The 26,246-nt window shown below is 40.3% G+C and carries 14 protein-coding genes, 8 pseudogenes and 1 other annotated feature; all 22 genes and pseudogenes read left to right on the plus strand.

What is annotated here, in order from left to right; translation table 11 throughout:
- Window positions 1–21: 21 nt before the first annotated feature.
- The 22 genes and pseudogenes from JCM21531_RS02665 to rpoC all read left to right on the plus strand — a co-directional run bounded on the left by JCM21531_RS02665 (window position 22) and on the right by rpoC (window position 26,217).
- Window positions 22–926 (plus strand): annotated as a pseudogene (locus JCM21531_RS02665) (YitT family protein).
- Between the two features lie 99 nt (window positions 927–1,025).
- A complete protein-coding gene (locus JCM21531_RS02670) occupies window positions 1,026–1,871 on the plus strand; it encodes a transketolase (protein WP_038287174.1) in 846 nt (281 codons plus the stop codon).
- Window positions 1,872–1,873: 2 nt separating this feature from the next.
- Window positions 1,874–2,808, plus strand: a pseudogene (locus JCM21531_RS02675) (transketolase family protein).
- Between the two features lie 366 nt (window positions 2,809–3,174).
- Window positions 3,175–4,238 (plus strand): annotated as a pseudogene (locus JCM21531_RS02680) (ABC transporter ATP-binding protein).
- 1 nt (window position 4,239) lies between these two features.
- Complete coding sequence (locus JCM21531_RS02685) at window positions 4,240–4,962, plus strand: ABC transporter permease subunit (protein WP_038287175.1); 723 nt, start codon at window positions 4,240–4,242, stop codon at window positions 4,960–4,962.
- Between the two features lie 6 nt (window positions 4,963–4,968).
- On the plus strand, window positions 4,969–6,249 hold the full coding sequence (locus JCM21531_RS02690; protein ID WP_243467121.1) for a GldG family protein: 1,281 nt from the start codon (window positions 4,969–4,971) through the stop codon (window positions 6,247–6,249).
- Window positions 6,250–6,367: 118 nt separating this feature from the next.
- The gene (locus tag JCM21531_RS20245; RefSeq protein WP_243467122.1) at window positions 6,368–6,994 is read left to right on the plus strand and encodes a DUF4340 domain-containing protein; all 627 of its coding nucleotides are present in this window, start codon (window positions 6,368–6,370) and stop codon (window positions 6,992–6,994) included.
- Complete coding sequence (locus JCM21531_RS20250) at window positions 6,981–7,781, plus strand: DUF4340 domain-containing protein (RefSeq protein WP_243467123.1); 801 nt, start codon at window positions 6,981–6,983, stop codon at window positions 7,779–7,781. The genes JCM21531_RS20245 and JCM21531_RS20250 overlap by 14 nt, the downstream gene beginning before the upstream one ends.
- Window positions 7,782–7,859: 78 nt before the next feature.
- Window positions 7,860–8,969: a YkvI family membrane protein gene (locus JCM21531_RS02700; RefSeq protein WP_038287177.1), complete on the plus strand. Its 1,110-nt coding sequence runs from the start codon at window positions 7,860–7,862 to the stop codon at window positions 8,967–8,969.
- Between the two features lie 78 nt (window positions 8,970–9,047).
- The gene (locus tag JCM21531_RS02705) at window positions 9,048–10,229 is read left to right on the plus strand and encodes a DUF5711 family protein (RefSeq protein ID WP_038287222.1); all 1,182 of its coding nucleotides are present in this window, start codon (window positions 9,048–9,050) and stop codon (window positions 10,227–10,229) included.
- A 17-nt stretch (window positions 10,230–10,246) separates the two neighbouring features.
- Window positions 10,247–10,966, plus strand: a complete 720-nt coding sequence (locus JCM21531_RS02710; RefSeq protein WP_038287224.1) for a CvpA family protein — start codon at window positions 10,247–10,249, stop codon at window positions 10,964–10,966.
- A gap of 245 nt (window positions 10,967–11,211) precedes the next feature.
- A pseudogene (gene ilvD / locus JCM21531_RS02715) lies at window positions 11,212–12,875 on the plus strand (dihydroxy-acid dehydratase).
- A 57-nt stretch (window positions 12,876–12,932) separates the two neighbouring features.
- Window positions 12,933–14,599 (plus strand): annotated as a pseudogene (ilvB, locus tag JCM21531_RS02720) (biosynthetic-type acetolactate synthase large subunit).
- 245 nt (window positions 14,600–14,844) lie between these two features.
- The gene (rpmG, locus tag JCM21531_RS02725) at window positions 14,845–14,994 is read left to right on the plus strand and encodes a 50S ribosomal protein L33 (protein WP_038287178.1); all 150 of its coding nucleotides are present in this window, start codon (window positions 14,845–14,847) and stop codon (window positions 14,992–14,994) included.
- 73 nt (window positions 14,995–15,067) lie between these two features.
- Window positions 15,068–15,286, plus strand: coding sequence for a preprotein translocase subunit SecE (secE, locus tag JCM21531_RS02730; RefSeq protein WP_038287180.1), 219 nt, complete (start codon window positions 15,068–15,070; stop codon window positions 15,284–15,286).
- 56 nt (window positions 15,287–15,342) lie between these two features.
- Complete coding sequence (gene nusG, locus JCM21531_RS02735) at window positions 15,343–15,876, plus strand: transcription termination/antitermination protein NusG (RefSeq protein WP_038287182.1); 534 nt, start codon at window positions 15,343–15,345, stop codon at window positions 15,874–15,876.
- Between the two features lie 117 nt (window positions 15,877–15,993).
- Window positions 15,994–16,419, plus strand: coding sequence for a 50S ribosomal protein L11 (rplK, locus tag JCM21531_RS02740; protein WP_038287184.1), 426 nt, complete (start codon window positions 15,994–15,996; stop codon window positions 16,417–16,419).
- 85 nt (window positions 16,420–16,504) lie between these two features.
- Entirely contained in the window at window positions 16,505–17,200 is a 696-nt protein-coding gene (gene rplA, locus JCM21531_RS02745) for a 50S ribosomal protein L1 (RefSeq protein WP_038287187.1), read from the plus strand.
- 48 nt (window positions 17,201–17,248) lie between these two features.
- Window positions 17,249–17,409 (plus strand) — a sequence feature (ribosomal protein L10 leader region).
- 72 nt (window positions 17,410–17,481) lie between these two features.
- A pseudogene (gene rplJ, locus JCM21531_RS02750) lies at window positions 17,482–18,014 on the plus strand (50S ribosomal protein L10).
- A 55-nt stretch (window positions 18,015–18,069) separates the two neighbouring features.
- The gene (gene rplL, locus JCM21531_RS02755; protein ID WP_038287188.1) at window positions 18,070–18,459 is read left to right on the plus strand and encodes a 50S ribosomal protein L7/L12; all 390 of its coding nucleotides are present in this window, start codon (window positions 18,070–18,072) and stop codon (window positions 18,457–18,459) included.
- A 497-nt stretch (window positions 18,460–18,956) separates the two neighbouring features.
- Window positions 18,957–22,600, plus strand: a pseudogene (rpoB, locus tag JCM21531_RS02760) (DNA-directed RNA polymerase subunit beta); the annotation flags it as partial.
- Between the two features lie 125 nt (window positions 22,601–22,725).
- Window positions 22,726–26,217, plus strand: a pseudogene (gene rpoC, locus JCM21531_RS02765) (DNA-directed RNA polymerase subunit beta').
- Window positions 26,218–26,246 lie beyond the last annotated feature (29 nt).

The following is a 26,246-nucleotide window of genomic DNA, read 5'->3' on the forward strand; positions in this document are numbered from 1 at the left end:
CTTTGTGAGTTGAGGTAGAAAATGAAAGATATAAAAAAGCTCCTAACAGAATTGAAAGATTATTTATTAATAACTATAGGCTCGCTTATTACGGCAATTTCAATCAACGTTTTTATGGTGCCATACAAAATTGCACCCGGAGGTATAAGCGGAGTAGCCACTATAATATATTACCTTACAGATGCAAAAATACCCGTAGGTATTGCAATGCTGGTTCTGAATATACCTCTGTTTTGATGGGGATTAAACTTATCGGAAAAAGGTTTATTATTAAAACGCTGTACGGGACCATTCTTCTATCATTGTTGATAGATACAACGCAGCCGCTGACGGATTATTTTGTCGCCAACTATCTTACAAGCGCCGAGGATTATCTGTATTCACCGGATATTTTGCTGTATTCTATATTTGGAGGGCTATTACTGGGAATAGGATTGGGTCTTGTGTTTAGATCAGGAGCGACAACCGGGGGAACTGACCTTGCGGCAAGAATAGTAAATCATATTGTACCGGCATTTACAATGGGAGAGACATTACTGTTTATTGATACCGGCATAATAGTATTTGCCGCTTTTGTATTTAAAAGCGTTCAGCTTGGTTTGTACTCCATAGTTACACTTTACATTAGTTCCAAAATCATTGATGCTATTTTGGAAGGAGTAAATTTTGCCAAGGCTCTCTTAATCATTTCGGATTTTCCTGAAAAGATAGCTTCAAGCATAATGAAGGATTTGGACAGGGGGGTGACGGCGCTTAAAGGTAAAGGTATGTTTACGGGGAGCGACAAAGAAGTTCTTTTTTGCGTGGTGCAAAGAAGACAAATTCCCATGGTAAAAAAAATTGTTCGAGAAATTGACAAAAAGGCCTTCATTGTACTGACAGATATAAGAGAGGTTTTGGGAGAAGGGTTTAAAACCTATGAGTGAGCTCGCCTCAAAAAATATACCCAATTATTGTATAAAACTATAGACTAAAACCTTTTGCTGTAGTATACTAATATAAAAAAATTTGTAGGAGTTGTTCTGATGGACGAGAAGAGATTAAACGAGCTTAGAAAGTATTCTACTATAATCAGAAGACATATTATTGAAGCGGTTTATAATGCCAAATCGGGGCATCCCGGAGGATCGCTTTCAAGTGCAGATATAATGACAGTCCTATATTTTAACGAAATGCGTGTAGATCCTAAAAATCCGGCATGGGAAGACAGGGACAGGTTTGTTTTGTCTAAAGGTCACTGCTCTCCTGCACTATACGCAGCTCTTGCGGAAAAAGGTTTTTTTCCTGTAGAAGAGCTTTCGAAATTCAGACATATAGACAGTTTTCTTGAAGGACACCCCAGCATGAGATATGTTCCGGGAGTGGATATGTCTACCGGTTCTTTGGGGCAGGGGATATCGGCAGCAGTGGGAATGGCGATTGCAGGAAAACTCGATAAAAAAGACTATTATGTTTATGCTATGCTCGGAGATGGTGAAATACAGGAAGGTCAAGTTTGGGAGGCGCTTATGGCGGCTTCCCACTACAAGCTCAATAATCTTATAGCTTTTCTGGATTACAATCATTTGCAAATAGATGGCAATATTACGGAGGTAATGTCTCCTGAGCCGGTTATAGACAAGATTCGTGCATTTGGGTGGAATGTCATTACAATTGACGGACATGACTTTATGCAGATATCCAATGCTGTCTGTGAGGCTAAAAAGTCTAAAGACAAGCCAACTATGATAATTGCCGAGACTATAAAGGGTAAAGGTGTTTCCTTTATGGAAAATAAAGCAGACTGGCACGGCTCACCTCCAAACAAAGAACAACGAGACCAGGCAATAGCAGAGCTGGATGCGATACTTGCAGGATTGGAGGGGGAATAATTATGCAGGAAAAGATTGCAACAAGAGAAGCTTATGGAAAAACTTTGGCGGAAATTGGTTCCGATCCGAGAATTGTCGTTATGGATGCTGACCTGTCAAAATCAACAAAAACCGATATTTTCAAAAAGAAATATCCCGAAAGGTTCTTCAATATGGGTATTGCAGAGGCGAATATGATGGCAGCTGCGGCAGGAATTGCTTCCTGCGGGAAAGTAGTGTTTGCAAGTACCTTTGCAATGTTTGCATCGGGAAGAGCTTTTGAACAGGTTCGAAATTCCATATGCTATCCGCAGCTGAATGTAAAAATCGGAGCATCTCACTCCGGACTTACTGTAGGAGAAGACGGAGCATCCCACCAGACTATTGAGGATATAGCGCTCATGAGGGTTATACCCAACATGACGGTTGTCAGTCCTGCCGATGCCGTTGAAGCTAGGCATGCTACAATAGCGGCCTACAAGACGCCGGGACCTTTCTATTTAAGGCTTACCAGGCTTGCAGTACCGGTTATTTTTGATGAGAGCTACAAATTTGAGTTGGGCAAGGGAGTTACGTTAAGGGAAGGCAATGATGTTGCAATAATTGCGACGGGACTTATGGTATCGAAGGCTATTGAGGCAGCGGACATTTTAAAACGTGAGGGAATTAATGCCAGACTTATCAACATTCATACAATAAAGCCTATTGACAGGGATATCATTATCAAGGCTGCAACTGAAACCGGTGCAATTGTCACTTGTGAAGAACACAATATTATCGGCGGCTGGGTAGTGCTGTGGCTGAGGTTTTGGTGGAAACCTGCCCTGTTCCGATGAGGATGGTTGGAGTTATGGACAGATTCGGGAAGTCCGGAAAACCGGATGAACTTCTCAAAAAGTATGGATTAACGCCTGATAATATAGTGGAAAAGGTAAAAGATGTTTTGAAAAATAAATAGCAGGCAAAAAGCAACAATACCTGTTGATTAAGACATACTGCTCGGGTGTAATTTATTATACCCGGGTATTTTTATCTTAAAAAATTGATTTAGTGGATAATAATGTATAAAATTTAAATATTACTTGAAAAGGATGATAAAAAGCTATATAATACGGACGTCGGTACAATTAATTTTTGCATAGTGAATTTTGTGTAAATTAAAATGAATCGGCCTTGAATTAGCAGTCACGAGGATTTCCTTTAGATTTACATGTCGCATAACTAATAGTTACAAATTGTTCACAATTTATTAAAATTAATTTATGATAATAGAATAGTGTGCTGCTATTTTCAGGACAAATATAAATAGGAGGGAAGAAACCAGATGATTGAAATACAGAATTTGACCAAAAGATATGGTCAAATATTAGCTGTTGACAACCTGAATTTTACGGTTGAAAAAGGAGAAATTCTTGGTTTCCTTGGGCCGAACGGAGCGGGTAAGTCTACAACTATGAATATGATAACCGGCTATCTGCTTCAACCGAGGGGACTGTAAAAGTAGCCGGATACGACATATCTGAGGAGCCGAATGAAGTCAAAAAGCGTATCGGTTATTTGCCGGAGAATCCGCCGCTTTATACCGATATGACTGTCGATGAGTACTTAAACTTTGTCAGTGAACTTAAAAAGGTGGAGAAGAGTAAGAGAAATCAACAGATATCCGACATTATGGAAATGTTGAGAATTACCGATGTCAGAAAAAGGCTTATAAGAAATCTTTCCAAAGGTTACAAACAAAGAGTGGGATTTGCCCAGGCTCTGATAGGCAATCCAGAGGTCCTTATTTTGGACGAGCCTACGGTCGGCCTTGACCCGAACCAGATACTTGAGGTAAGAAGCGTTATAAAGGATTTGGGAAAGGAGCACACCATAATTCTCAGTACTCATATAATGCAGGAAGTAAGCGCAGTATGCGAGCGCATTGTCATAATAAACAAAGGCAAGATTGTGGCGGTAGACACGCCGGAAAATCTATCAAAGGCTATTTCCAAGAATTCAAGGTTTATATTTAAAATTTCAGGGGAAAAGTCTTCTGTTGTTGGAGCGTTGCAAGCTGTTGACGGCGTTAAGAATGTTGAAGTGAATGAAAAAATAGAAGATGATGTATATGAGTATATAGTTGATGCGGACAAAGACGTAGATGTAAGAAAACCTGTATTCTTTGCAATGGCAAAGCTGGGTTATCCTATTCTCGAGACTAAAGAAGAGGAACTGGGTCTTGAGGAAATATTCCGCGAACTTACAACAAGGGATATTGCTGTAAATGCGGAGTCTGACAATTCCCAAGAGGACACTTCACAAGAAGTGCCAAAAGAGGATGAAGAGGCCAAAGAGAATGACGGGGCCGAAGAGCAAGCTCAGACCGACGATAAGGAGGTTGAATAAGATGTTGTCGATTTATAAAAAAGAACTTAAAACATACTTTTATTCCCCGCTGGCATATGTTCTTTCGGGAATATTCGTATTGGTTTTCGGTATATACTTTTTATCTCAAACGATGCCTAAGGTTGGACATGGGATCGCTCAGATTGTTTTCGGAGGACATCTTTTCTTCGCAAGCTTCTGGCTTGTTATGTTGATTCCCATATTAACGATGAGAGTATTTGCGGAAGAAAGAAAAAACGGTACGGAAGTTTTATTGATGACATCGCCGGTGAGCGTTCCGCAAATTGTAATAGGAAAGTTTCTTGCAGCATTTACGGTATTTTTAACCATGACGGCGCTTACGGCAATTTTCCCTATCATAATATCCATAAACGGCGAATTGATTATTTCCAATGCATTATCCAGCTATCTTGGCTTTATACTTTTGGGGGCTTCCTTTGTCGCTTTCGGACTCTTTACTTCCTCCATAACTGAGAGCCAGATAATAGCTGCAGTCTTGGGAACCGTAACATTGTTCTTCATACTGCTTATTGACCAACTGAAAAGTTTCGTTTCCGGGATTTTACTGGAAATAATAAATCAGTTGTCGTTGTATGAGCATTACAAGCAGTTTGTTCAGAGTGTAATCAGTTTGAAGGATATTGTGTTCTTTGTAAGTTTAACAGGAATGTTCCTTATACTGGTGATTATAGTTATAGAAAAAAGGCGATGGAGTCAGGGGTGATAAATAATGAAAAAGAATTTAAAATATAACTTGGTTTTTATTGTTACGGCCGCTCTTGTTATTGGGATAACTATAGTGTTAAATGTTTTTGCAGCAACTCTTGATATAAGATGGGACGTATCTCAAAACAAAATGTATTCTATTGGAGAACAGACAAAAGTAATACTTGAGGGTTTAAAACAGGAAGTTGACGTAGTGATGTTGTCTGACAGGGAAGAAATAAAGAAATATGACGCAGGATTTATTATTGTAGAGTTTTTGGACAAATACAGCAAGTTTGACAAGGTGAATGTAAAATTTGTTGACCCGGATAAAAATCCTCATATAGTAAAAGATCTGAACAAGTCCGGTACATTGAATCCTCAGCAGAATGAAATTATTGTAAGAAGCGGAGATAAGGTAAAGAAAGTTACCTTAGCCGATATTTTCCAGCAGGACTATTACGGACCTGTGATGTTTATGGGAGAGCAGGCAGTAACCGGTGCAATCAAATATGTTACCAGTGAGACTACACCTACGGTATACTTTATTGATGCCCACAGCAGGATAAAGCTTGAGGCACAATACAACTACCTCGCAAAAGCACTTGAAAACAATGGATATGACGTTAAGAAATTGGATTTGACCAGACAGGAGAAGGTTCCGGAAGATACTACAATTTTGTTTTTTGCGCCACCTACGCAGGATCTATCTGCCGATGAAAGAGATAAAGTAATTGATTACCTGAAAGGCGGCGGAAATGCAATATTCTTGTTTGATCCGTTGAATGCCGATGAAAGATTGGATAACTTTGACAAAGTATTAAATGAATACTGCATGGCGCTAAACTATGACAGAGTAAGGGAAAACAGCGAAATGTACCATGTGGCAAACAGACCTTACCATCTTATACCCGAACTCGGTGAGACTGACATTACCAGTGAGCAGAACGCGGGTCAATTTTCCGTAATAATGACCGATTCCAGAAGTATTAAAAGACTTATTAACGATAAAGATCCTCTGACAATCACTCCTCTTCTGACTACCAGCAGTTATGCGGTAGGAGAGCCTTTTGGAGGCGGAGAAACAGAGGAAACCCGAGGACCTGTTGATGTTGCTCTTGTAGCAGAGTATGTCAGTGCAGTGACTTCAAAAATTGTTGTAATTGGAAGCGGTTCTTTCCTAACAGACGAAGTATTTCAGGAATATTACCCGTATTCGTCAAACAATCTGTACCTTATCGGTCTTGCGTCCGATTGGATGCAGGACAAGTCAAATGATGTATTTATTGTGGCGAAGATTCAGTAACCGATACAATAAACCTCAGCGGATTTAATGCAGCTTTAATAGTTGCTGTGGCTGTTTTGGCATTTCCGATTATAATTACATCATTAGGAATTATTATATGGTTAAGGAGGAGGCATCTATGAAATTATACAGGAATATATTTATTCTTGTAGTTGTATTTTTGGCCCTAATAGGTGCATTCTTCATTGCTAGGAACAAGGCTTCTAAGGTGGAGGACGACTACCAGCGGATTGAAATATATAAGCTGGACACAGAGAAGGCAGAGGAGCTTACGGTAGTAAACGGCGAAGATACTTTTGTCTTAAAAAAGAAGGATGACGAATGGGAGCTGGTTTCCGGAGGAGATTTTGAAATAAACCAAGTTCAGATTCAAAGCATTATTTCAAATGTCTGCGACCTTTATGCAACCAAAGAGGTGGAGAGTAATCCCAAAGACCTTGCACAGTATGGGCTTGACAATCCGGCGTCAGTGACAATCAAATTCTCGGACGGAACAACTGCAGAAATAGAAGTTGGCGATGAAACACCTACAAAAAGCGGATACTATGCAAAGAAAAAGGATAAAAACACAGTATATACGATTGCTTATTACTTGGGCAATATACTCAAAGCAAATGAGGTCAGCATCAGAAATAGGTTCGTCTTGGATGTTACAACACAAGATGTAACTGAGTTGGCTGTGACAAAAGACGGAAAGCGTTCCTTTAAGATCGTAAAGTCGAACAACAAGGATGGCAAATGGTAGAGCCTATAGAAGCAGGCATCAACATGGTCAGGGTGAATACCGCTTTGGATGCCTCGTAAGAGCAGAAGTCGTGGAGTATATTGAAAAAGATGCAAAAGACCTTGCAAAATACGGTCTTGACAGTCCGTCCTATGTTGTTGAAGCGGCTGCCGGAAGCCAGAGAGTGACTTTGCTTATCGGCGATGTGAAAGAAAATAATTCGGAGTCCTACGGAATGTTTGAAGGAACCAATGAGGTATTTGTAATAAATCCCGGTGCTCTCGGTTTTCTGGATACTCCCGCCCTGGAAATTATGGATGGTATTATTTATGCACCATATATTTATACTGTAAAGGATATAGACTTCAATATAGACGGAAAAACAATAAAAATTAAGATCGAGGAAGTTAAGGACGAAACGAAAACCGATGAAACTGAGGAAAAGGATGATGAAGTCGACAAGAAGTACAAGCATTATATTGACGGCATCGATGTAGAGGATAGAAAGGGAGAAGAAGGCATATCCAAATTCAGGGACTTTTATGCTTCAGTTATAGGCATAATGGCCAGTGCGATTGAGCCTGAAGCGTCGCCTGCGGGAGATGCCGAAATCAGTATAATTTTCAACCTCGATACTGAACCTGGCAAAGTAACGGTGGAATTTGTTCCTCGAGACGAAAAGACCTATTATGCAATGAAGAATGGTAAGTATACGGGAATTGTTGTTAGAAAAGATGCCTTCGATGCTGAAGACGGACCAAGAAAAACATATGAAAAGTTTATGACTTTTCTTAATGGCGGACAATAAAATTAATCGGTAATTTGTCAAACAACTCCTACATAGAATTATTCTAGAGAATTGATTCTATTGTAAGGAGTTGTTTTTTTGTCTGGAGAGCTAAAAAATATATTAAAGGTTGCCAGCATATACATGGCAACGGTAATTGGCGCGGGATTTGCCTCGGGACAGGAAATTATGCAGTTTTTTTCGTATTATTACGAGGGAGGATTTTACGGTATTGTTTTGGCAGGTATTCTGTTCGCATTAATAGGATATATTGTATTGGTAAAAGTCTATAGTGAGAGAATAAGAAATTATGAGGAGTTCCTTTTTCCGACTGTCGGCTGGGTTATTGGCTGGATAATGGAAATTATGGTAACGCTGTTTATGGGGGCGGTATTGTGTATAATGGTTGCAGGAGCAGGAAATATAATATCCGATGCAATAAATATACCTTATCACTATGGCACAATGATAGCTGCCATTTTATGCATGATTGCTTTCCTTACGGATATAAAGGGAATAGTGGCACTAAGTTCCTTCGTGACTCCCGTTTTGGTATTGGGGATTCTTGGAGCTGGTTTCTATGTTATAGCAAACATGAATAGATGGGTGTTCAATCCGGCGTCAGGATTCGATTTAATAACCGATAACTGGCTTTTCTCCTCGCTGCTTTATGTAAGCTACAACAGTATAAGCGGGGTTGTGGTGATGTGCAGCCTTTTACCTTACTTAAAAAGCAGGAGAATTGCTGCGGCAGGAGGAATTGTTGGCGGGCTGATGCTAAGCATTATAGCAATAGTTTTAAATATTCTCCTTTATCTGTTTTATCCCGACATTGTTTCCGACGAGATTCCGGTCTTAACTATAATCGGCGGGTATAATTCGGTTCTGGGTGAACTTTATAAAGTACTGCTGCTTCTTGCAATGTTTATTTCAGCTATTACTTCGGGATACGGTTTTATTGAGAGAATAGCAAATAAAGTGAAAATCAGCAGAAAAATATTGATTCCGGTAATATGCGGTTTCGTTGTACCCATTTCAAATGTGGGTTTTTCCGAACTAATATCGTCCATATATCCAATATTTGGGTACATGGGAATGTTTATGCTGTTTATGATACTCTTCCAAGGCTTAAACATGCTTTTTTCAAAGCTTGCGGTAAGTTTTGCTCCTATTTCCTGCAAGAGGAGGTATAAAAATAGAAATCAATAGATTGAAGTAAAAACAATATATATGATACAATATTTTTATACTGTTTTATACAAAAGAAAAGTATGGGGTGAGGACAAGGTGAACAGCCCTGAAAACATATCAAAGACGCGGCAGCCTTCAAGCAGAATGAGCATTCTTCTATTTTTCATTCTTATAATCGTAGTTGTATGTACTGCTGCTGTTGCTTATCTTAACAGCAAGGGTATAGATATTAAAAGCATCAGTGTAAGGGATGTAATAGCAAATGGATTTTTCATTGGAGATAAAGATGTATACGAAGTAACCGGCACCTTGTTAAGACATGAGGACAGCCTGAACTCTGAGTTTGAGGTCCATAAGAGCTACATTGTAAGGTGTACGAAAAACGGTATTGAATACCTTGATAGAAACGGCGAAGAACAGTGGATATATCCTGTTTCTTTGAACACTCCCTCTGTTAAGACTTCGGGAGAATATCTTTTGGCTTCGGGCTTGGAATCAAAAGACATTTATGTTTTGAGCGGCAAGGAGAGAAAGTGGGAAAAAAGGCTGGATTATAATATAATAAACGCCAATATAAATAGTGCGGGTTATGTTACGGTTCTTCACAAGGGGGACAGGGATAAATCTGCCGTATCGGTATTCAACAAGCAGGGAGTGTTTCTTTTCACCAAGGTACTGGGAGAAACTTATGCTATTTCATCGGAGGTGTCCCCATCCGGCAAGGAAGTTCTTATAAATTGTGTCGATACTTCGGGTATAAGCATAAATACGGGACTTCATTTGTATACAATTTCAGGGGGGATCGTTTCCGGCAAGACCTTTGAGGATGTTATTTTCCCTTCAATCCGCTATTTGAATGACGACACTATTGTGGCAGCATCGGATTCGGCGATTTACTTGTTTGGACGAAATCTTGAAGAAAAATGGAAAAAAGAGATAAGCGGTAAAGTATTTAGTCTGGATATCATGAAAGGTAAATATGCCGTGTTTGCATACAGCGATAAAGGTATGATAGGGACAGCCGGTCATGTGCTCATAGTTGACGCTAAAGGCAGAGAGGTAGCAGATTATAAAATTGGTCAGGATATTGTGAACATAGCCGCAAATGATGATTTTATAGCTGTAAACACATCAAAATGTGTTTATTTTATAGATGTGGCAGGACGGCTCAGGGGAAGCTACACTTCTGATTATTTGATAAATGAGGTAAAGTTTCTCGGCAGCAATGAGGCTTTGGCAATTACAAAGGAAGGCGTAATTGTATTAAAAATGAATTGATGGACGAGGGGGAAAATATGAACTGGATTGATTTGGTGGTCATCGGGATTATTTTGGGATTGGCATTGATTGGGCTAAAAAAGGGCATTGTTTATTCGGTATTTAAGTTGGCTTCTTTTTTCATATCCGCGGTTTTGTCGGTAAAGCTTTATCCGATATTTGCAAACGTTTTATCGAATTCAAAAGTATTCGACAGTATAAAGTCCGGAATTTTCACTAATCTCATGCTTCGGCATGAGGCCATGAGTCCTTCGATTAATGCCGGGGCAAAGGCTACAGCCCAGTCGGTTATTGACGGACTCAGTCTTCCCGGATTTATAAAGAGCATGGTACAAAACAGCATTGTTAAGACTTTGCCCAATCTGACAGAGCTGATTGATGTTTCAACTATTATGGATTCGCTCAGCAACGTCCTTGCCCATATGATAATTGATATTATAAGTTTGATAGCCATGTTTGTTGCGATAAGAATAGGATTGTTTGTACTCGAGGGCGTGATAAAAGGTGTTACTTCTCTTCCGATCATAAAGCAGGTAGACAAAATAGGAGGTTTTATTTTAGGCGCATTGGAAGGATTGTTGACAATTTATATTATTTTTGCGATACTAATGATGTTCAGTGCATCACCGAAATTTCAGGGCTTGTTTGATGCCGTTGAAAATTCAGCTGTTGCGAAAGTGATGTATCAGAATAATTTTATTGTGGAGTGGATGTTCCCGAAAGATACCATAGTGTGAATTTGACTGCAACGGTACAATTAATGAATGTTATTAAGGACTTCGAAATATTTAACGAATAATGCTTTTTTTTTAAAACACTGGACAATCAAAGCTTTGTAGTAGTAAAATAAATAATAAACAAATCAATAGCCGGGCAAACCCGGCTATTATTATAATAAATTGGAAATCATAGTGAATAGCAAGATTTAATTATTGAATTCAATATTGAGATTAACATATATTTGGAAAGAGAGGAATGTATCATGAAGAGTGATGTAGTAAAAAAGGGTATAGAGAGAGCACCCCACAGAGCTTTATTCAAAGCAATGGGTTACACTGATGAAGAAATAGAGAGACCGCTTATAGGAGTTGTTAATTCTAAAAACGAGATAGTTCCCGGACATATACATTTGGATACGATTGCTGAAGCTGTAAAGGCAGGAATCAGAATGGCAGGAGGTACTCCTATCGAGTTTGGCGCAATTGGAGTATGTGACGGAATAGCAATGGGGCATACGGGTATGAAGTATTCTCTTGCTACAAGAGAGCTTATAGCAGACTCCTGCGAAGCGATGGGACTGGCACATAGCTTTGACGGTATGGTTTTTATACCTAACTGTGACAAGATAGTTCCCGGAATGCTGATGGCGGCTGCAAGGATAAATGTTCCTTCTATTGTGATAAGCGGAGGTCCTATGCTGTCTCTGAAGCACAACGGCAAAAATCTGGATTTAAACAGCGTATTTGAGGCTGTTGGGTCCTACAAAGCAGGCAAAATGACAAAAGAGGAAGTGTGTGAGTATGAAGAAAAAGCATGTCCCGGCTGCGGTTCTTGTTCGGGTATGTTTACCGCCAACTCCATGAACTGCCTCACAGAAGTTTTGGGAATGGGACTTCCGGGCAACGGAACAATTCCTGCGGTTTATGCCGAGAGGATACGCCTTGCAAAGAAGGGCGGAATGAAGATAATGGAATTGGTTGAAAAAGATATAAAGCCTTCGGATATTCTTACGCCAAAGGCTTTTGAGAATGCTTTGGCTGTGGACATGGCTTTAGGCTGCTCCACAAACTCGGTACTTCATCTTCCTGCTATTGCCAATGAAGTGGGAATTGAAATAAACCTTGAAATTATAAACGAAATAAGCAGCAAAGTGCCCAACCTTTGTAAGCTGGCTCCAGCCGGACACCATCATGTTCAGGATTTGTACGCGGCAGGAGGAGTACAAGCTGTAATGAAAGAGCTTTCCAAAAAGAATCTTTTACATCTGGATTTGATGACCGTTACCGGCAAGACTGTGGGAGAAAATATTGAAAATGCAGTAATTAAAGACAGCGATGTTATAAGGAGCATTGACAATCCCTACAGCCCCACAGGCGGCATAGCGGTTCTTAAGGGTAATCTTGCTCCGGACGGAGCAGTTGTCAAGCGCTCGGCTGTTGCTCCCGAAATGTTGGTTCATAAAGGACCGGCAAGGTGTTTGACTCGGAAGATGCTGCTATAGATGCAATTTACAATGGCAAAATAAACAAAGGCGATGTAGTAATAATACGCTATGAAGGTCCTAAAGGCGGTCCCGGCATGAGGGAAATGCTGTCCCCGACTTCTGCAATCGCAGGAATGGGGCTTGACAAGGATGTGGCGTTGATTACTGACGGACGCTTCTCCGGTGCTACAAGGGGGGCTTCAATAGGTCACGTATCTCCGGAGGCTATGGCGGGCGGACCGATAGCAATTGTCAGAGACGGTGACATTATCAGTATAGATATACCTAGCGGAAAGCTTGACGTAGAAATATCTGAAGACGAAATCCAAGAAAGGATGAAGGAGTGGAAGGCTCCGGCACCAAGAATAACTAAGGGTTATCTTGGAAGATATGCAAAACTTGTTTCTTCTGCGAACAAGGGTGCAGTTTTGGAAAACAAATAAGTTGATTGAGATTGTTTGATTTGCTGATATTTTTGCAAGAATATGGAGGTAATAGCAATGAGATTGACCGGCTCACAAATATTGATTGAGTGTCTTAAGGAACAGGGTGTTGATACGATATTTGGATTTCCGGGCGGAGCTGTATTGAATATATATGATGAACTGTACAGGGCTCAGAATGAAATACGCCATATACTGACTTCCCATGAGCAGGGAGCGGCTCATGCGGCGGACGGTTATGCAAGGGCCACAGGAAAGGTCGGAGTATGTATTGCCACATCCGGCCCTGGGGCTACAAATCTGGTTACGGGAATTGCAACTGCTTACATGGACTCTGTCCCGATGGTTGCAATCACCGGGCAGGTGGCAACGTCGCTTTTGGGTAAGGATTCCTTCCAGGAAGTCGATATAACCGGGATAACTATGCCCATAACCAAGCACAATTTTATAGTCAAAGATGTTGACAAATTGGCTGATGTGGTTCGTAGAGCATTCTTCATAGCAAAGGAAGGAAGACCCGGTCCCGTTTTGATTGACATATGCAAGGATGTGACTGCGGCATATGCCGAATATGAGCCAAAGTCACCGAAGAAATTGCCTTCGGTTCCTGTAGCTGCGGAGGAGAAAGATATTGATAGAGCTGCAGAGGCAATAAATAAAGCCGAAAGGCCGGTTATTTTGGCAGGCGGAGGCGTGTCGATTGCCGGTGCGAGTAAAGAGCTTTTTGAACTTGCAACCAATGCCCAAATACCTGTTACTACAACTCTAATGGGTATGGGAGCATTTCCGGGGAACCATGAGCTCTTCATGGGAATGATTGGAATGCACGGTACAAGAACTACAAATATGGCAGTTTCGGAATCGGATCTTTTTATTGCCATTGGTGCAAGGTTTAGTGACAGGGTTATAAGTGATGTTCGGAGATTTGCGCCTAATGCAAATATAATGCATATAGATATAGACCCTGCTGAAATTGGTAAGAATATCAATGTACAATATGCCCTTGAAGGGATATTAAAAAGATATTGAAGCTATTAAATCAAAAGGTGGAAAAGAAAGAGTGCACTGACTGGGTTAAGAAAATTAATGAGTGGAAAGAGCTCTATCCCCTCAAATATCCGCAGGACAACAAGCTGCATCCGCAGTACATTATTGAAAGAATATATGAGCTCACCAAAGGAGAGGCAATAATAACTACCGAGGTTGGTCAGCATCAGATGTGGGCTGCCCAGTTTTATAAGTATACATCCCCAAGACAGTTCTTGTCTTCAGGCGGTTTGGGAACTATGGGATACGGTCTTGGAGCTTGTATTGGTGCACAGATTGGAAAGCCCGGCAAAAAGGTAATAAATGTCGCCGGCGACGGAAGTTTCAGGATGAACTGCAACGAGTTGGCTACAGCTGTTGAGTATAAGCTTCCGGTAATAATAGCGATATTCAACAACCATGTTTTGGGAATGGTGAGACAGTGGCAGCAATTGTTTTACGGAGGAAGATACTCCTCAACTACATTGGACAGATGTACGGATTTTAAAGCTCTGGCAGAGGCTTACGGTGCAATCGGTATAAACGTTACGGCCAAGGAGGAAGTTGATGAAGCTCTAAAGAGAGCGCTGGCGTCCAAGGATACTCCAGTGGTGATTAATTTTGAGATTGACAGGGACGAAAAGGTATTCCCCATTGTTCCGCCGGGTGCCCCAATCAGCGAGCTTATTGAGGAATAATAGACGTAGAGCGTAAGCTGGGATTTTTTACATAAAAAAATAGTTCATTTTAAATAGAAAGCGGTTTCGTCAAAAAAAATGTGGATAAACATATAAAAAACCTTGACTTTAGGTAAAATATATGTTAAATTATTGATTGTTTCGCTGTACGTCTTTTTTTTTATGGAAAAATAAGATGCTAAAATTATATTTTAAATATATCTGAACTATTATATTTTTTAAGACAGGCCTTGGAGGTGTGAAAGGTGAGAGTAAAAATTACATTGGCTTGTGGAGAATGCAAGCAGAGAAACTATAATTCAATGAAAAACAAAAAGAACAATCCCGACAGACTTGAAATGAGAAAATATTGTAGGTTCTGCCATAAGCATACTGTTCATAAAGAGACAAAATAATATAGTCGTGGATTTATACGACATCTATTGCAGTGACAGAACAAAAAATATTTAAAAATGGAGATGTGTTCGTATGGCTGAGGAAGTGAAAGTCTCTAAGGTTGAAAAAACAAAAGGGAAATTTGTAAAGTATTTCAAGGACATTAAAAACGAACTGAAAAGGGTTATTTGGCCTACAAAGTCACAGCTTATCAACAATACTATTACAGTTTTGGTTATGTGTTTTATTGTTGGTGTGATAATTTGGTTGCTTGACTTAGGCTTTGGTAAGTTGTACCAACTTATTTATTAAGCTTATGCATAAAGCAGCGTGCACTAATAAAGTTATAAAGGAGGACTTGGAGCTTTATGCCGAATAATGAAGTATCCGAGGGAGCAAAATGGTATGTAGTTCATACTTATTCCGGATATGAAAACAAAGTTAAGGCAAACCTTGAAAAAATTGTTGAGAACAGGAATATGCAAGATTATATTCTCGATATAGTTGTGCCTATGGAGGAACAGATTGAAATCAAAGACGGCAAGAAGAAAGCCTCCCTCAAAAAGGTGTTTCCCGGGTATGTCCTCGTCAAGATGATTATGAATGACGAGTCTTGGTATGTAGTTAGGAACACAAGAGGGGTAACGGGGTTTGTCGGACCGGGCTCTAAAGCTGTACCTTTATCCGATGAGGAAATAAGGGCCATGGGAGTTGAAGAATTTGCTCCCGTACTGGACTATGAAGTCGGAGATAGCGTAAAGGTAGTTTCGGGTCCTTTGGAAAACTTTATTGGAATAGTCGAAGAGATAAACATGGAAAAGAGAAAAGTACGTGTTTCCGTTTCAATGTTCGGAAGGGAAACTCCCGTTGAGCTTGAGCTTTTCCAGATTCAAAAGATGTAGCATTTTTAAAAGAGGACACTATAATTTTTACTATAAATATTGCAAGAGTTGATAATAAATCCCTTTATTGGAATATAAAGAGTGATTTATTATGAATAGAATTGGGAGGTGGAAAATATGGCTAAGAAAGTCGTTGGCTATGTAAAACTTCAAATTCCTGCGGGGAAAGCAACTCCGGCTCCACCGGTTGGACCAGCTTTAGGACAACATGGCGTAAACATAATGGGTTTTTGTAAGGAATTCAATGAGAAGACAGCAAAGGATGCAGGTCTTATAATACCTGTAGTTATTACCGTATATGCTGACAGATCCTTCTCTTTTATTACAAAGACTCCGCCAGCTGCAGTGCTTATTAAAAGAGCGTGCAAAATAGAAAAAGGATCCGGTAAACCGAATAGGGATAAGGTTGCTAAAATTTCCAAAGAGGAAGTAAGAAAAATAGCTGAAATGAAAATGCCCGACCTTAATGCGGCAAGTTTGGATGCTGCCATAAGCATGATTGCAGGTACTGCAAGAAGCATGGGCGTTGTTGTTGAAGACTAAAAGCAAAGTTTTCGTGTTGTTCTAAAGTAAGGTGGGAGGAAACAAAGTTTCCGAGAATAATTACCACGTAAGGAGAGTGAAGCAGATGAAAAGAGGTAAGAAGTATCAGGAAAGTGCAAAAATTGTTGATAGATTAAAGTTGTATGATCCAATAGAGGCAATGGAACTTGTGCAAAAGACAGCTAAGGCAAAGTTCGATGAAACTGTTGAGGCTCATGTTAGACTGGGTGTTGACTCAAGACATGCCGATCAGCAGGTAAGAGGAGCTGTTGTTTTGCCTCACGGTACCGGTAAGAAAGTAAGAGTACTTGTTTTTGCTAAGGGAGAAAAAGCAAAAGAAGCTGAACAAGCCGGTGCTGATCATGTTGGAGCTGAAGAATTGGTTACAAAGATTCAGAATGAAAACTGGATTGACTTTGATGTTGTAGTTGCTACGCCGGATATGATGGGCGTTGTGGGTAGACTTGGTAAAGTGCTTGGTCCGAAAGGATTGATGCCAAACCCTAAAGCCGGTACTGTAACAATGGATGTAGCTAAGGCAATTGCCGATATCAAGGCAGGTAAAATCGAGTACAGGTTGGATAAGACCAACATTATACACTGCCCTATAGGCAAAGCTTCTTTTGGAACTGAGAAGCTTGTTGACAACTTCCGCACGTTAATGGCTGCAATAATTAAGGCAAAGCCTGCAGCAGCAAAAGGCCAGTATCTTAAGAGTGTGGTTGTTACTTCTACTATGGGACCTGGCATTAAAGTAAATCCTTTAAAAGTAAATGAGTAAAAAAAGCCTTTACAAATTTAAAATAATGTTGTAATATATCCATTGACAAATATTAATATAGATATGCCATAGACAGCAGGTTGCTTTCTTTTGAGGAAAGTGTAAAAGTATTTATAAACCACCCTGCCGAGGTAAGTATAAATGAACGGTTGATTAAAGCCAATTACCCCTTTATGTCTATGTGCATTAAGGGGTTTTGTTATTTGGGTGGTTGAACTTATAGGTCATTAAGAGTGAAGCATTATATAGAGCACTCAGCTATAAAAGGAGGTGGATTAGTAGTGCCAAGTGAGAAAATTCTTCAGCATAAAAAAGAAGTAGTACAGCAACTTACTGAAAACATTAAATCGGCTAAATCTATAGTTTTTGCGATTATAGAGGTCTTACTGTTGAGCAGGATACCGAGCTTAGAAATGAGCTTAGAAAAGCTGGAGTAGAGTATAAGGTAGTAAAAAATACTTTGACAAAACTTGCAGCAAAAGAGAATGGCTTGGATGAGTTGGATCCTTACTTTAACGGTCCGACATCCATGGCATTTAGTGATAGTGATGTTGTAGCTCCGGCAAAGGTTTTGGTTGAGTATGCTAAAAAGTTTGAAAACTTGGAGCTTAAAGTAGGTGTAGTTGAAGGTAAAGTCTGTGATGTAAAGGCTCTCGAAGCTATTGCAGCACTTCCTCCAAAGGAAGAGCTCCTTGCAAAGGCTCTCGGCAGCTTGAAGTCTCCGATAGCAGGTCTTGTAAATGTATTGAACGGCAATATCAGAGGATTGGTCATTGCTCTCAATGCAATTGCAGAAAAGAAGGCAAGTGCTTAATTGCCGCTTAGAGTTTTAAATTAAAAAATAATAATATTTATGGAGGTATATAAAAATGGCTAGTGAAAAAGTTACAAAATTAATTGAGGATGTTAAATCATTATCAGTATTGGAATTATCTGAATTGGTAAAAGCTCTTGAAGAAGAGTTTGGAGTATCGGCAGCAGCTCCAGTAGCAGTTGCAGCAGTAGGTGCAGCAGCTCCAGGCGCAGCAGCACCGGCAGCTGAAGAAAAGACTGAGTTTGAAGTAGTTTTGAAATCAGCAGGAGCAGACAAGATCAAAGTTATAAAAGTTGTTAGAGAAGTAACCGGTCTTGGATTGAAAGAAGCAAAAGACTTGGTTGAAGGAGCTCCAAAGACATTAAAAGAAAATGTATCTAAAGATGAAGCAGCTCAGATTGAAGCTAAGTTTAAGGAAGTTGGAGCAACTATAGAAATTAAATAATGTGCTTTACGCGACATCGGTTGACATATAGCAAAAAGGTTCCTTTTTGGAAGGAGCCTTTTTGCTATATGTTATGAAAATATGAATTGTTTTTCAAAAAAAAGTATAAAAAAATAAATGGAAATATGGTTATGAAATAAAGTTCATGAAATAGTTGACAAGTTGATTCACCTATGTTAGAATTATAAACTGCGTTATAATTTCAATGGGTTATTCCAATATTTTCTGATTAAACATAAACTTTCTTACTATTTAATTATAGCATATTGGAATAAGTTAGACAATATTTGTTAATAATATTTTAATGTCTGTGGAATTTAGTATTTTTAGTATATGTATATAACAGAAAAATATACTGGAGTTTTATTATTAAATAATTAAAGGCTTACAGGTAATAGAGGTTAGCTGATTGGCAACGAAACATTATACATAAAGAATCGAATTTTTTTATTTATTTGTGCATTAAGACAAAAGTCTGAAATATGAGGTGATATTTAATGGTACATCCCGTGAAATTGGGAAGAAACGTTAGAATGAGTTACTCTAAAATTGACGAAGTTATCGACATGCCAAACCTTATCGAAATTCAGAAGAATTCGTACGAGCAATTTCTTAAAGAAGGCTTTAAGGAGGTTTTCAGAGACGTTAATCCCATAACTGATTATACTGGAAACCTGATTCTGGAATTTGTTGACTATTCGTTAGATGAACCCCCAAAATACAGTGTCGATGAATGCAAAGAAAGGGACGCAACTTATTCTGCACCGTTAAAGGTAAAGGTGCGCCTTATTAACAAGGAAACGGGCGAAGTCAAGGAACAGGAAATTTTTATGGGTGATTTTCCTCTAATGACTGAAACGGGAACCTTTATTATTAATGGCGCTGAGAGGGTTATAGTTAGTCAGTTGGTAAGGTCACCCGGGATTTACTATGCAATGAAGTTCGACAAAACAGGAAAACAGCTGTTTTCAAATACAGTTATTCCAAACAGAGGAGCATGGCTTGAATATGAAACCGATTCAAACGATGTATTATCGGTGCGTATAGACAGGACCAGAAAGCTTCCTCTGACAGTACTGATAAGGGCTTTGGGATACGGAACGGATATTGAAATTACAGAGCTTTTTGGTGAGGATGAAAGAATACTTGCGACAATACAGAAGGATAATGCAAAGACAGAAGATGAAGGACTTCTTGAGATATATAAAAGGCTGAGACCGGGGGAACCTCCGACAGTTGAAAGCGCAAGGGCACTTCTTCACAGCTTGTTCTTCGATCCCAAAAGATATGATCTGGCAAAGCCGGGAAGATTTAAGTTTAACAAGAAGCTTTCCATTGCCTCTAGAATAAGCGGCTTTATCGCAGGTGAGAATGTTGTTGATCCGAATACCGGCGAAATAATTGCAGCAGAAGGAGAAATTATCACCAGAGAAAAGGCCGAATCAATACAAAATGCAGGCGTTAATACAGTATTTCTTAATATAGAAGGTAAAAATGTCAAAGTTATAGGCAATGATATGGTCGATATCAAAGGATATGTGGACTTTGACCCAAAAGAAATCGGTATTAACGAAAAAGTCAAAAGAGATGTTTTAATGCAGATCCTTGAAGAATATCAGGGAAAGAGCGCTGATGCACTGAAAAAGGCATTAAAGGAAAAGATTGACGAACTAATTCCGAAGCATATTACAGTAGAGGATATAATATCGTCTATCAGTTATATTATAGGATTAAGCTATGGAATCGGAAATACGGATGATATTGACCACTTGGGCAACAGAAGACTGCGTTCTGTAGGAGAGCTTCTGCAGAATCAGTTTAGAATAGGTCTTTCCAGAATGGAAAGGGTAGTAAGAGAAAGGATGACTATCCAGGACTTGGATGTTGTTACACCGCAGGCGCTTATTAATATAAGACCGGTTGCGGCGGCAATAAAAGAGTTCTTTGGAAGCAGCCAACTGTCTCAGTTTATGGACCAAACAAATCCGTTGGCTGAACTGACACATAAAAGAAGGCTTAGTGCATTGGGTCCCGGAGGTTTGAGCAGAGAAAGAGCGGGCTTCGAGGTTCGTGACGTTCACCACTCCCACTATGGCCGTATGTGTCCTATAGAGACACCGGAAGGACCGAACATAGGACTTATCGGTTCTCTCAGTACTTATGCAAGGGTAAATGAATACGGATTTATAGAGGCTCCGTATAGAAAGGTAAGCAAAGAGGATGCCGGCAAAGTAACCAATGATATAGTGTACCTGACTGCGGATGAGGAAGACGAATATATTATTGCGCAGGCAAATGAGCCTTTGGATGAAGAAGGAAGATTTATTTCCAGTAAAGTTGTATGTAGATACAAGGAAGAATTTATTGAGGTTGAGCCGTCCAAAATTGACTTTATGGACGTATCTCCAAAGCAGATAGTTTCAGTTGCAACTTCGATGATACCATTCCTTGAAAATGACGACGCCAACCGTGCATTGATGGGAGCAAACATGCAGCGTCAGGCAGTGCCTCTTATAAGAACCGATTCCCCAATCATAGGAACGGGAATAGAGTACAAAGCTGCAAAGGATTCCGGAGTTGTGGTGTTGGCTAAAAATTCCGGAGTTGTTGAAAAGGTAAGTGCCAACGAAATTGTTATACGAACAAAAGAAGGTAAAAGGGATAATTACAAACTCCTTAAATACATGCGCTCCAACCAGGGTACATGTATCAATCAGAGGCCGATAGTTAGAAAAGGCGAAGAGGTTGAAGCGGGAGATGTAATAGCTGACGGTCCTTCCACCCACAACGGTGAAATTGCATTGGGTAGGAATATCCTGGTAGGATTTATGACCTGGGAAGGATACAACTACGAAGATGCTATCCTAATAAGTGAAAGACTTGTTAAAGATGATGTGTTTACATCCATTCATATAGAGGAATATGAAGCTGAGGCCAGAGATACAAAGCTAGGCCCTGAGGATATAACCAGAGAAATACCCAATGTCAGCGAAGATGCTCTCAAAGACTTGAACAGCGAAGGTATTATCAGAATTGGTGCTGAGGTTAGATCCGGAGATATTCTGGTGGGTAAGGTTACACCAAAGGGAGAAACAGAGCTTACAGCAGAAGAAAGGCTTCTTCGTGCAATCTTTGGTGAAAAGGCAAGAGAAGTTAGGGATACGTCCCTTCGCGTACCCCATGGTGAATCGGGTATCGTTGTTGACGTTAAAATATTTACAAGAGAAAACGGTGACGAGTTGTCTCCCGGAGTAAACAAGCTCGTAAGGGTATATATTGCGCAGAAGAGAAAAATATCCGTGGGAGATAAAATGGCGGGAAGACACGGAAACAAAGGTGTTATTTCGAGAATTCTTCCGGAAGAGGATATGCCTTTCCTTCCTGACGGTACGCCTTTGCAAATAGTTTTAAATCCGCTGGGTGTTCCATCCCGTATGAATATCGGTCAGGTGCTTGAAGTGCATCTTGGCTATGCGGCAAAAGCCCTTGGCTGGAAGATTGCCACACCTGTTTTTGACGGCGCTACCGAGGAAGATATAGTGGAGACGCTGAGAAAAGCAGGTCTGTCTGAAGACGGAAAGACAATACTATATGACGGAAGAACGGGAGAGCCATTTGAAAACAGAGTAACTGTAGGTTATATGTATATGCTGAAATTGGCTCACCTTGTAGATGACAAGATACACGCACGTTCAACCGGTCCTTACTCTCTGGTAACGCAGCAGCCTCTTGGAGGTAAGGCTCAATTTGGAGGACAGAGGTTTGGAGAGATGGAAGTTTGGGCCCTTGAAGCTTACGGTGCTGCCTATACACTTCAGGAAATATTGACGGTCAAGTCTGACGATGTAGTGGGTAGGGTTAAGACATATGAGGCAATAGTAAAAGGCGAAAACGTTCCCGAACCGGGCATCCCCGAATCCTTTAAGGTTCTTATCAAAGAGCTTCAAAGCTTGTGCCTTGATGTAAAGGTTTACTCGGAAGAACAGGAAGAAATCGCTATTAAAGAATCGGTTGAAGATGACCTTGAAGAACTGAATGTCAACATTGAAGGCAGAGAGAAGATGAGGTTAGTTTCAATGAGTTTGGAGATATTAGTGACGAAATAACGGATGAAGACCTTGAATCCGAAGATTTTGACTTGACGGATTTGAATGATGAGGAAATTAATCCTGATGATACAATTGACGCTGAACTCGATGACAATCTGTTTGATGACGATTTTGACGATAGCTTTGATGATGATTTATAAAGGAAGGTGAGAAGGCCGTGTTTGAACTTAATAATTTCGATTCATTGAAATTGGTTTAGCTTCTCCGGAGAAGATTAGGGAATGGTCAAGGGGTGAAGTAAAAAACCTGAGACGATTAACTACAGGACGTTAAAGCCCGAAAGAGACGGTCTGTTTTGTGAGAGAATATTCGGACCGCAAAAAGACTGGGAATGTCATTGCGGAAAATACAAGAGAATCAGATATAAAGGTATAGTGTGTGACCGGTGTGGAGTTGAAGTTACCAGGTCCAAGGTAAGAAGAGAGAGAATGGGTCATATTGAGCTGGCAGCTCCGGTATCTCACATATGGTACTTTAAAGGAATACCTAGCAGAATGGGATTGCTTTTGGACATGTCTCCAAGAGCGCTGGAAAAGATATTGTATTTTGCATCTTATGTTGTTATTGACCCGGGCCAGACTCCTCTTTCCAAAAAGCAAATATTGTCGGAAAAAGAATATAGGGACAGTTTGGAAAAGTTTGGACCGAAGTTCCGTGCAGGAATGGGGGCAGAAGCTGTTAGGGAGCTTCTTCAAGAGATTAACCTTGATGAGCTTTCTGCTGAGCTCAGAGCGGAGCTCAAAGAATCGGCAGGACAGAAAAGAATAAGGGCAATTAAGAGGCTTGAAGTGGTTGAAGCCTTTAGACAGTCGCAAAACAAGCCTGAATGGATGATATTGGATGTAATTCCTGTTATACCGCCTGAATTAAGACCTATGGTTCAGCTTGATGGCGGTAGGTTTGCCACATCGGATTTAAATGACTTGTACAGAAGGGTTATAAACAGAAACAACAGATTGAAAAGACTCTTGGATCTTGGAGCTCCGGACATAATTGTGCGTAATGAAAAGAGAATGCTCCAAGAGGCAGTGGACGCATTGATAGACAACGGAAGAAGAGGTAGGCCGGTAACAGGCCCCGGAAACAGGCCGTTAAAATCCCTTTCCGATATGCTGAAAGGTAAACAGGAAGATTCCGTCAGAACCTGTTGGGAAAACGTGTTGACTACTCCGGACGTTCGGTTATCGTTGTCGGACCGGAACTTAAAATATACCAATGCGGACTTCCGAAAGAGATGGCACTAGAGCTGTTTAAGCCTTTTGTTATGAAGAAGCTGGTTAATGACGGTCTTGCTCATAATATAAAAAGTGCAAAAAGAATGGTTGAGAGAGTAAGAAATGAAGTATGGGATGTTTTAGAGGAAGTTATCAAGGAGCACCCGGTACTTTTGAACCGTGCGCCGACACTGCACAGATTGGGAATTCAGGCATTTGAACCTGTGCTTGTTGAAGGTAGAGCCTAAAGCTTCATCCGTTGGTATGTACGGCGTACAACGCAGACTTTGACGGAGACCAGATGGCCGTTCACGTTCCTCTTTCCGCGGAAGCACAGGCAGAAGCAAGATTTTTAATGCTCTCAGCCAACAACCTGCTAAAACCCCAGGATGGTAAGCCGGTTGCGGTTCCTACCCAGGACATGGTTTTGGGCAGTTACTATATGACAATTCTAAAAGAAGGTGCAAAGGGTGAAGGCAGGGTATTCATCTCGATGGACGAAGCGTGATGGCTTATGACAATGGAGAAATAGAGCTTCATTCAAAGATAAAAGTAAGAATGAAGAAGGTTATAGATGGTATTGAAAAGTCAAAAATAATAGAGACTACTTTAGGAAGGCTTATATTTAATGAAGCTATTCCTCAAGATTTGGGATTTGTTGACAGAAGCAACCCCGACAATATTTTTGACCTTGAAGTTGATTTCTTGGTTGGAAAAAACGAGCTTAGAAAAATAATCGATAAAAGCATAAAGGTACATGGAACCACAGAGACGGCAATATTGCTCGACAGAATAAAGGCATTGGGCTTTAGATTTTCCACAAAGGGAGCTATAACCATAAGCGTATCGGATATGGTTATACCGGAAGTAAAAGCTAGATATATAAAAGAAACTGAGGAAAAGATTGAGAAAATAACAAAGCAGTATAAGAGAGGACTTATATCCGATGAAGAAAGATATAATTCCGTTATAGCTGCATGGACAGAAGCATCGGAAAATATTACCCAGGCTCTTATAAGCAACCTTGACAGATTTAATCCGGTATATATGATGTCCCAGTCCGGAGCGAGAGGTAACATCAATCAGATAAAACAGTTGGCCGGTATGAGAGGACTTATGGCGGACACATCCGGTAAAACCATTGAGGTTCCGATAAAGGCTAACTTCCGTGAAGGCCTCAACGTTATGGAGTTCTTTATATCCACCCACGGTGCCAGAAAGGGTCTTGCAGATACGGCGCTGAGAACTGCGACTCGGGTTATCTGACAAGGCGTCTTGTTGACGTAAGTCAGGACGTTATTGTAAGAGAAACCGATTGCGGAACAAGAAAAGGAATAGAAGTATCGGATATAAAAGACGGAAATGAAGTAATTGAAGAACTGTCTGAAAGGATTGTCGGAAGATATCCTGTAGGAAACATAGTGCATCCGGAAACAGGAGAAGTAATTGTTGAAGCCGGAAGAATGATAACTGACCAGGATGCAGAGAATATCGTTAAGGCAGGAATTAAGAAAGTAAAAATAAGGTCGGTATTAACTTGCCACTCTGAATATGGAGTTTGCGCAAAATGTTATGGAGCAAACCTTGCAACCGGAGAAGAGTGCAATGTCGGTGAGGCGGTAGGTATAATAGCTGCCCAATCCATAGGAGAACCGGGAACGCAGCTCACCATGAGAACGTTCCATACCGGTGGAGTTGCCGGTGATGATATAACCCAAGGTCTTCCCCGTGTAGAGGAGTTGTTTGAAGCAAGAAAACCGAAGGGACTTGCAATAATTTCGGAAATAAGAGGTACGGTTAAGTTTGCTGAAACCAAGAAAAAGAGAGAAGTGATAGTAACTTCGGAAGATGGTGAGACTAGAAACTACCTGATTCCATACGGTTCAAGAATAAAAGTTTCCGAAGGCGACATTGTTGAGGCCGGTGACGAGCTTACAGAAGGTTCGGTAAATCCTCATGATATATTGAAGATTAAAGGTGTGGCTGGAGTACAGGCGTATCTGGTTCATGAAGTTCAGAGGGTTTACAGGCTTCAAGGTGTTGATATAAACGACAAGCATATTGAAGTTATTGTAAGACAGATGCTTAGAAAAGTAAAAGTTGAAGACCCCGGAGACACATCGCTTCTCCCTGGAGGCCTTGTAGACGTGTTTGACTTTGAAGAGGAAAATGCCAAAGCGTCAGCTGAAGGAAAGAGACCTGCAGTTGCAAAGAGAACCCTTCTTGGTATTACCAAGGCGGCATTGGCTACCGAATCGTTCCTGTCAGCGGCATCCTTCCAGGAGACAACAAGAGTTCTGACTGAGGCAGCGATAAAAGGAAAGATTGACCCGCTTGTAGGACTTAAGGAAAATGTAATTATTGGAAAGCTGATACCGGCCGGAACGGGAATGAGTAGATATAAAGATATTAGTATCAGTACAGTAACAGAATAAGGAAATTGGCATAAAAACACACTGAATCA

The organism is Acetivibrio straminisolvens JCM 21531 (genome assembly GCF_000521465.1).
Classification (GTDB): Bacteria; Bacillota; Clostridia; order Acetivibrionales; family Acetivibrionaceae; genus Hungateiclostridium; species Hungateiclostridium straminisolvens.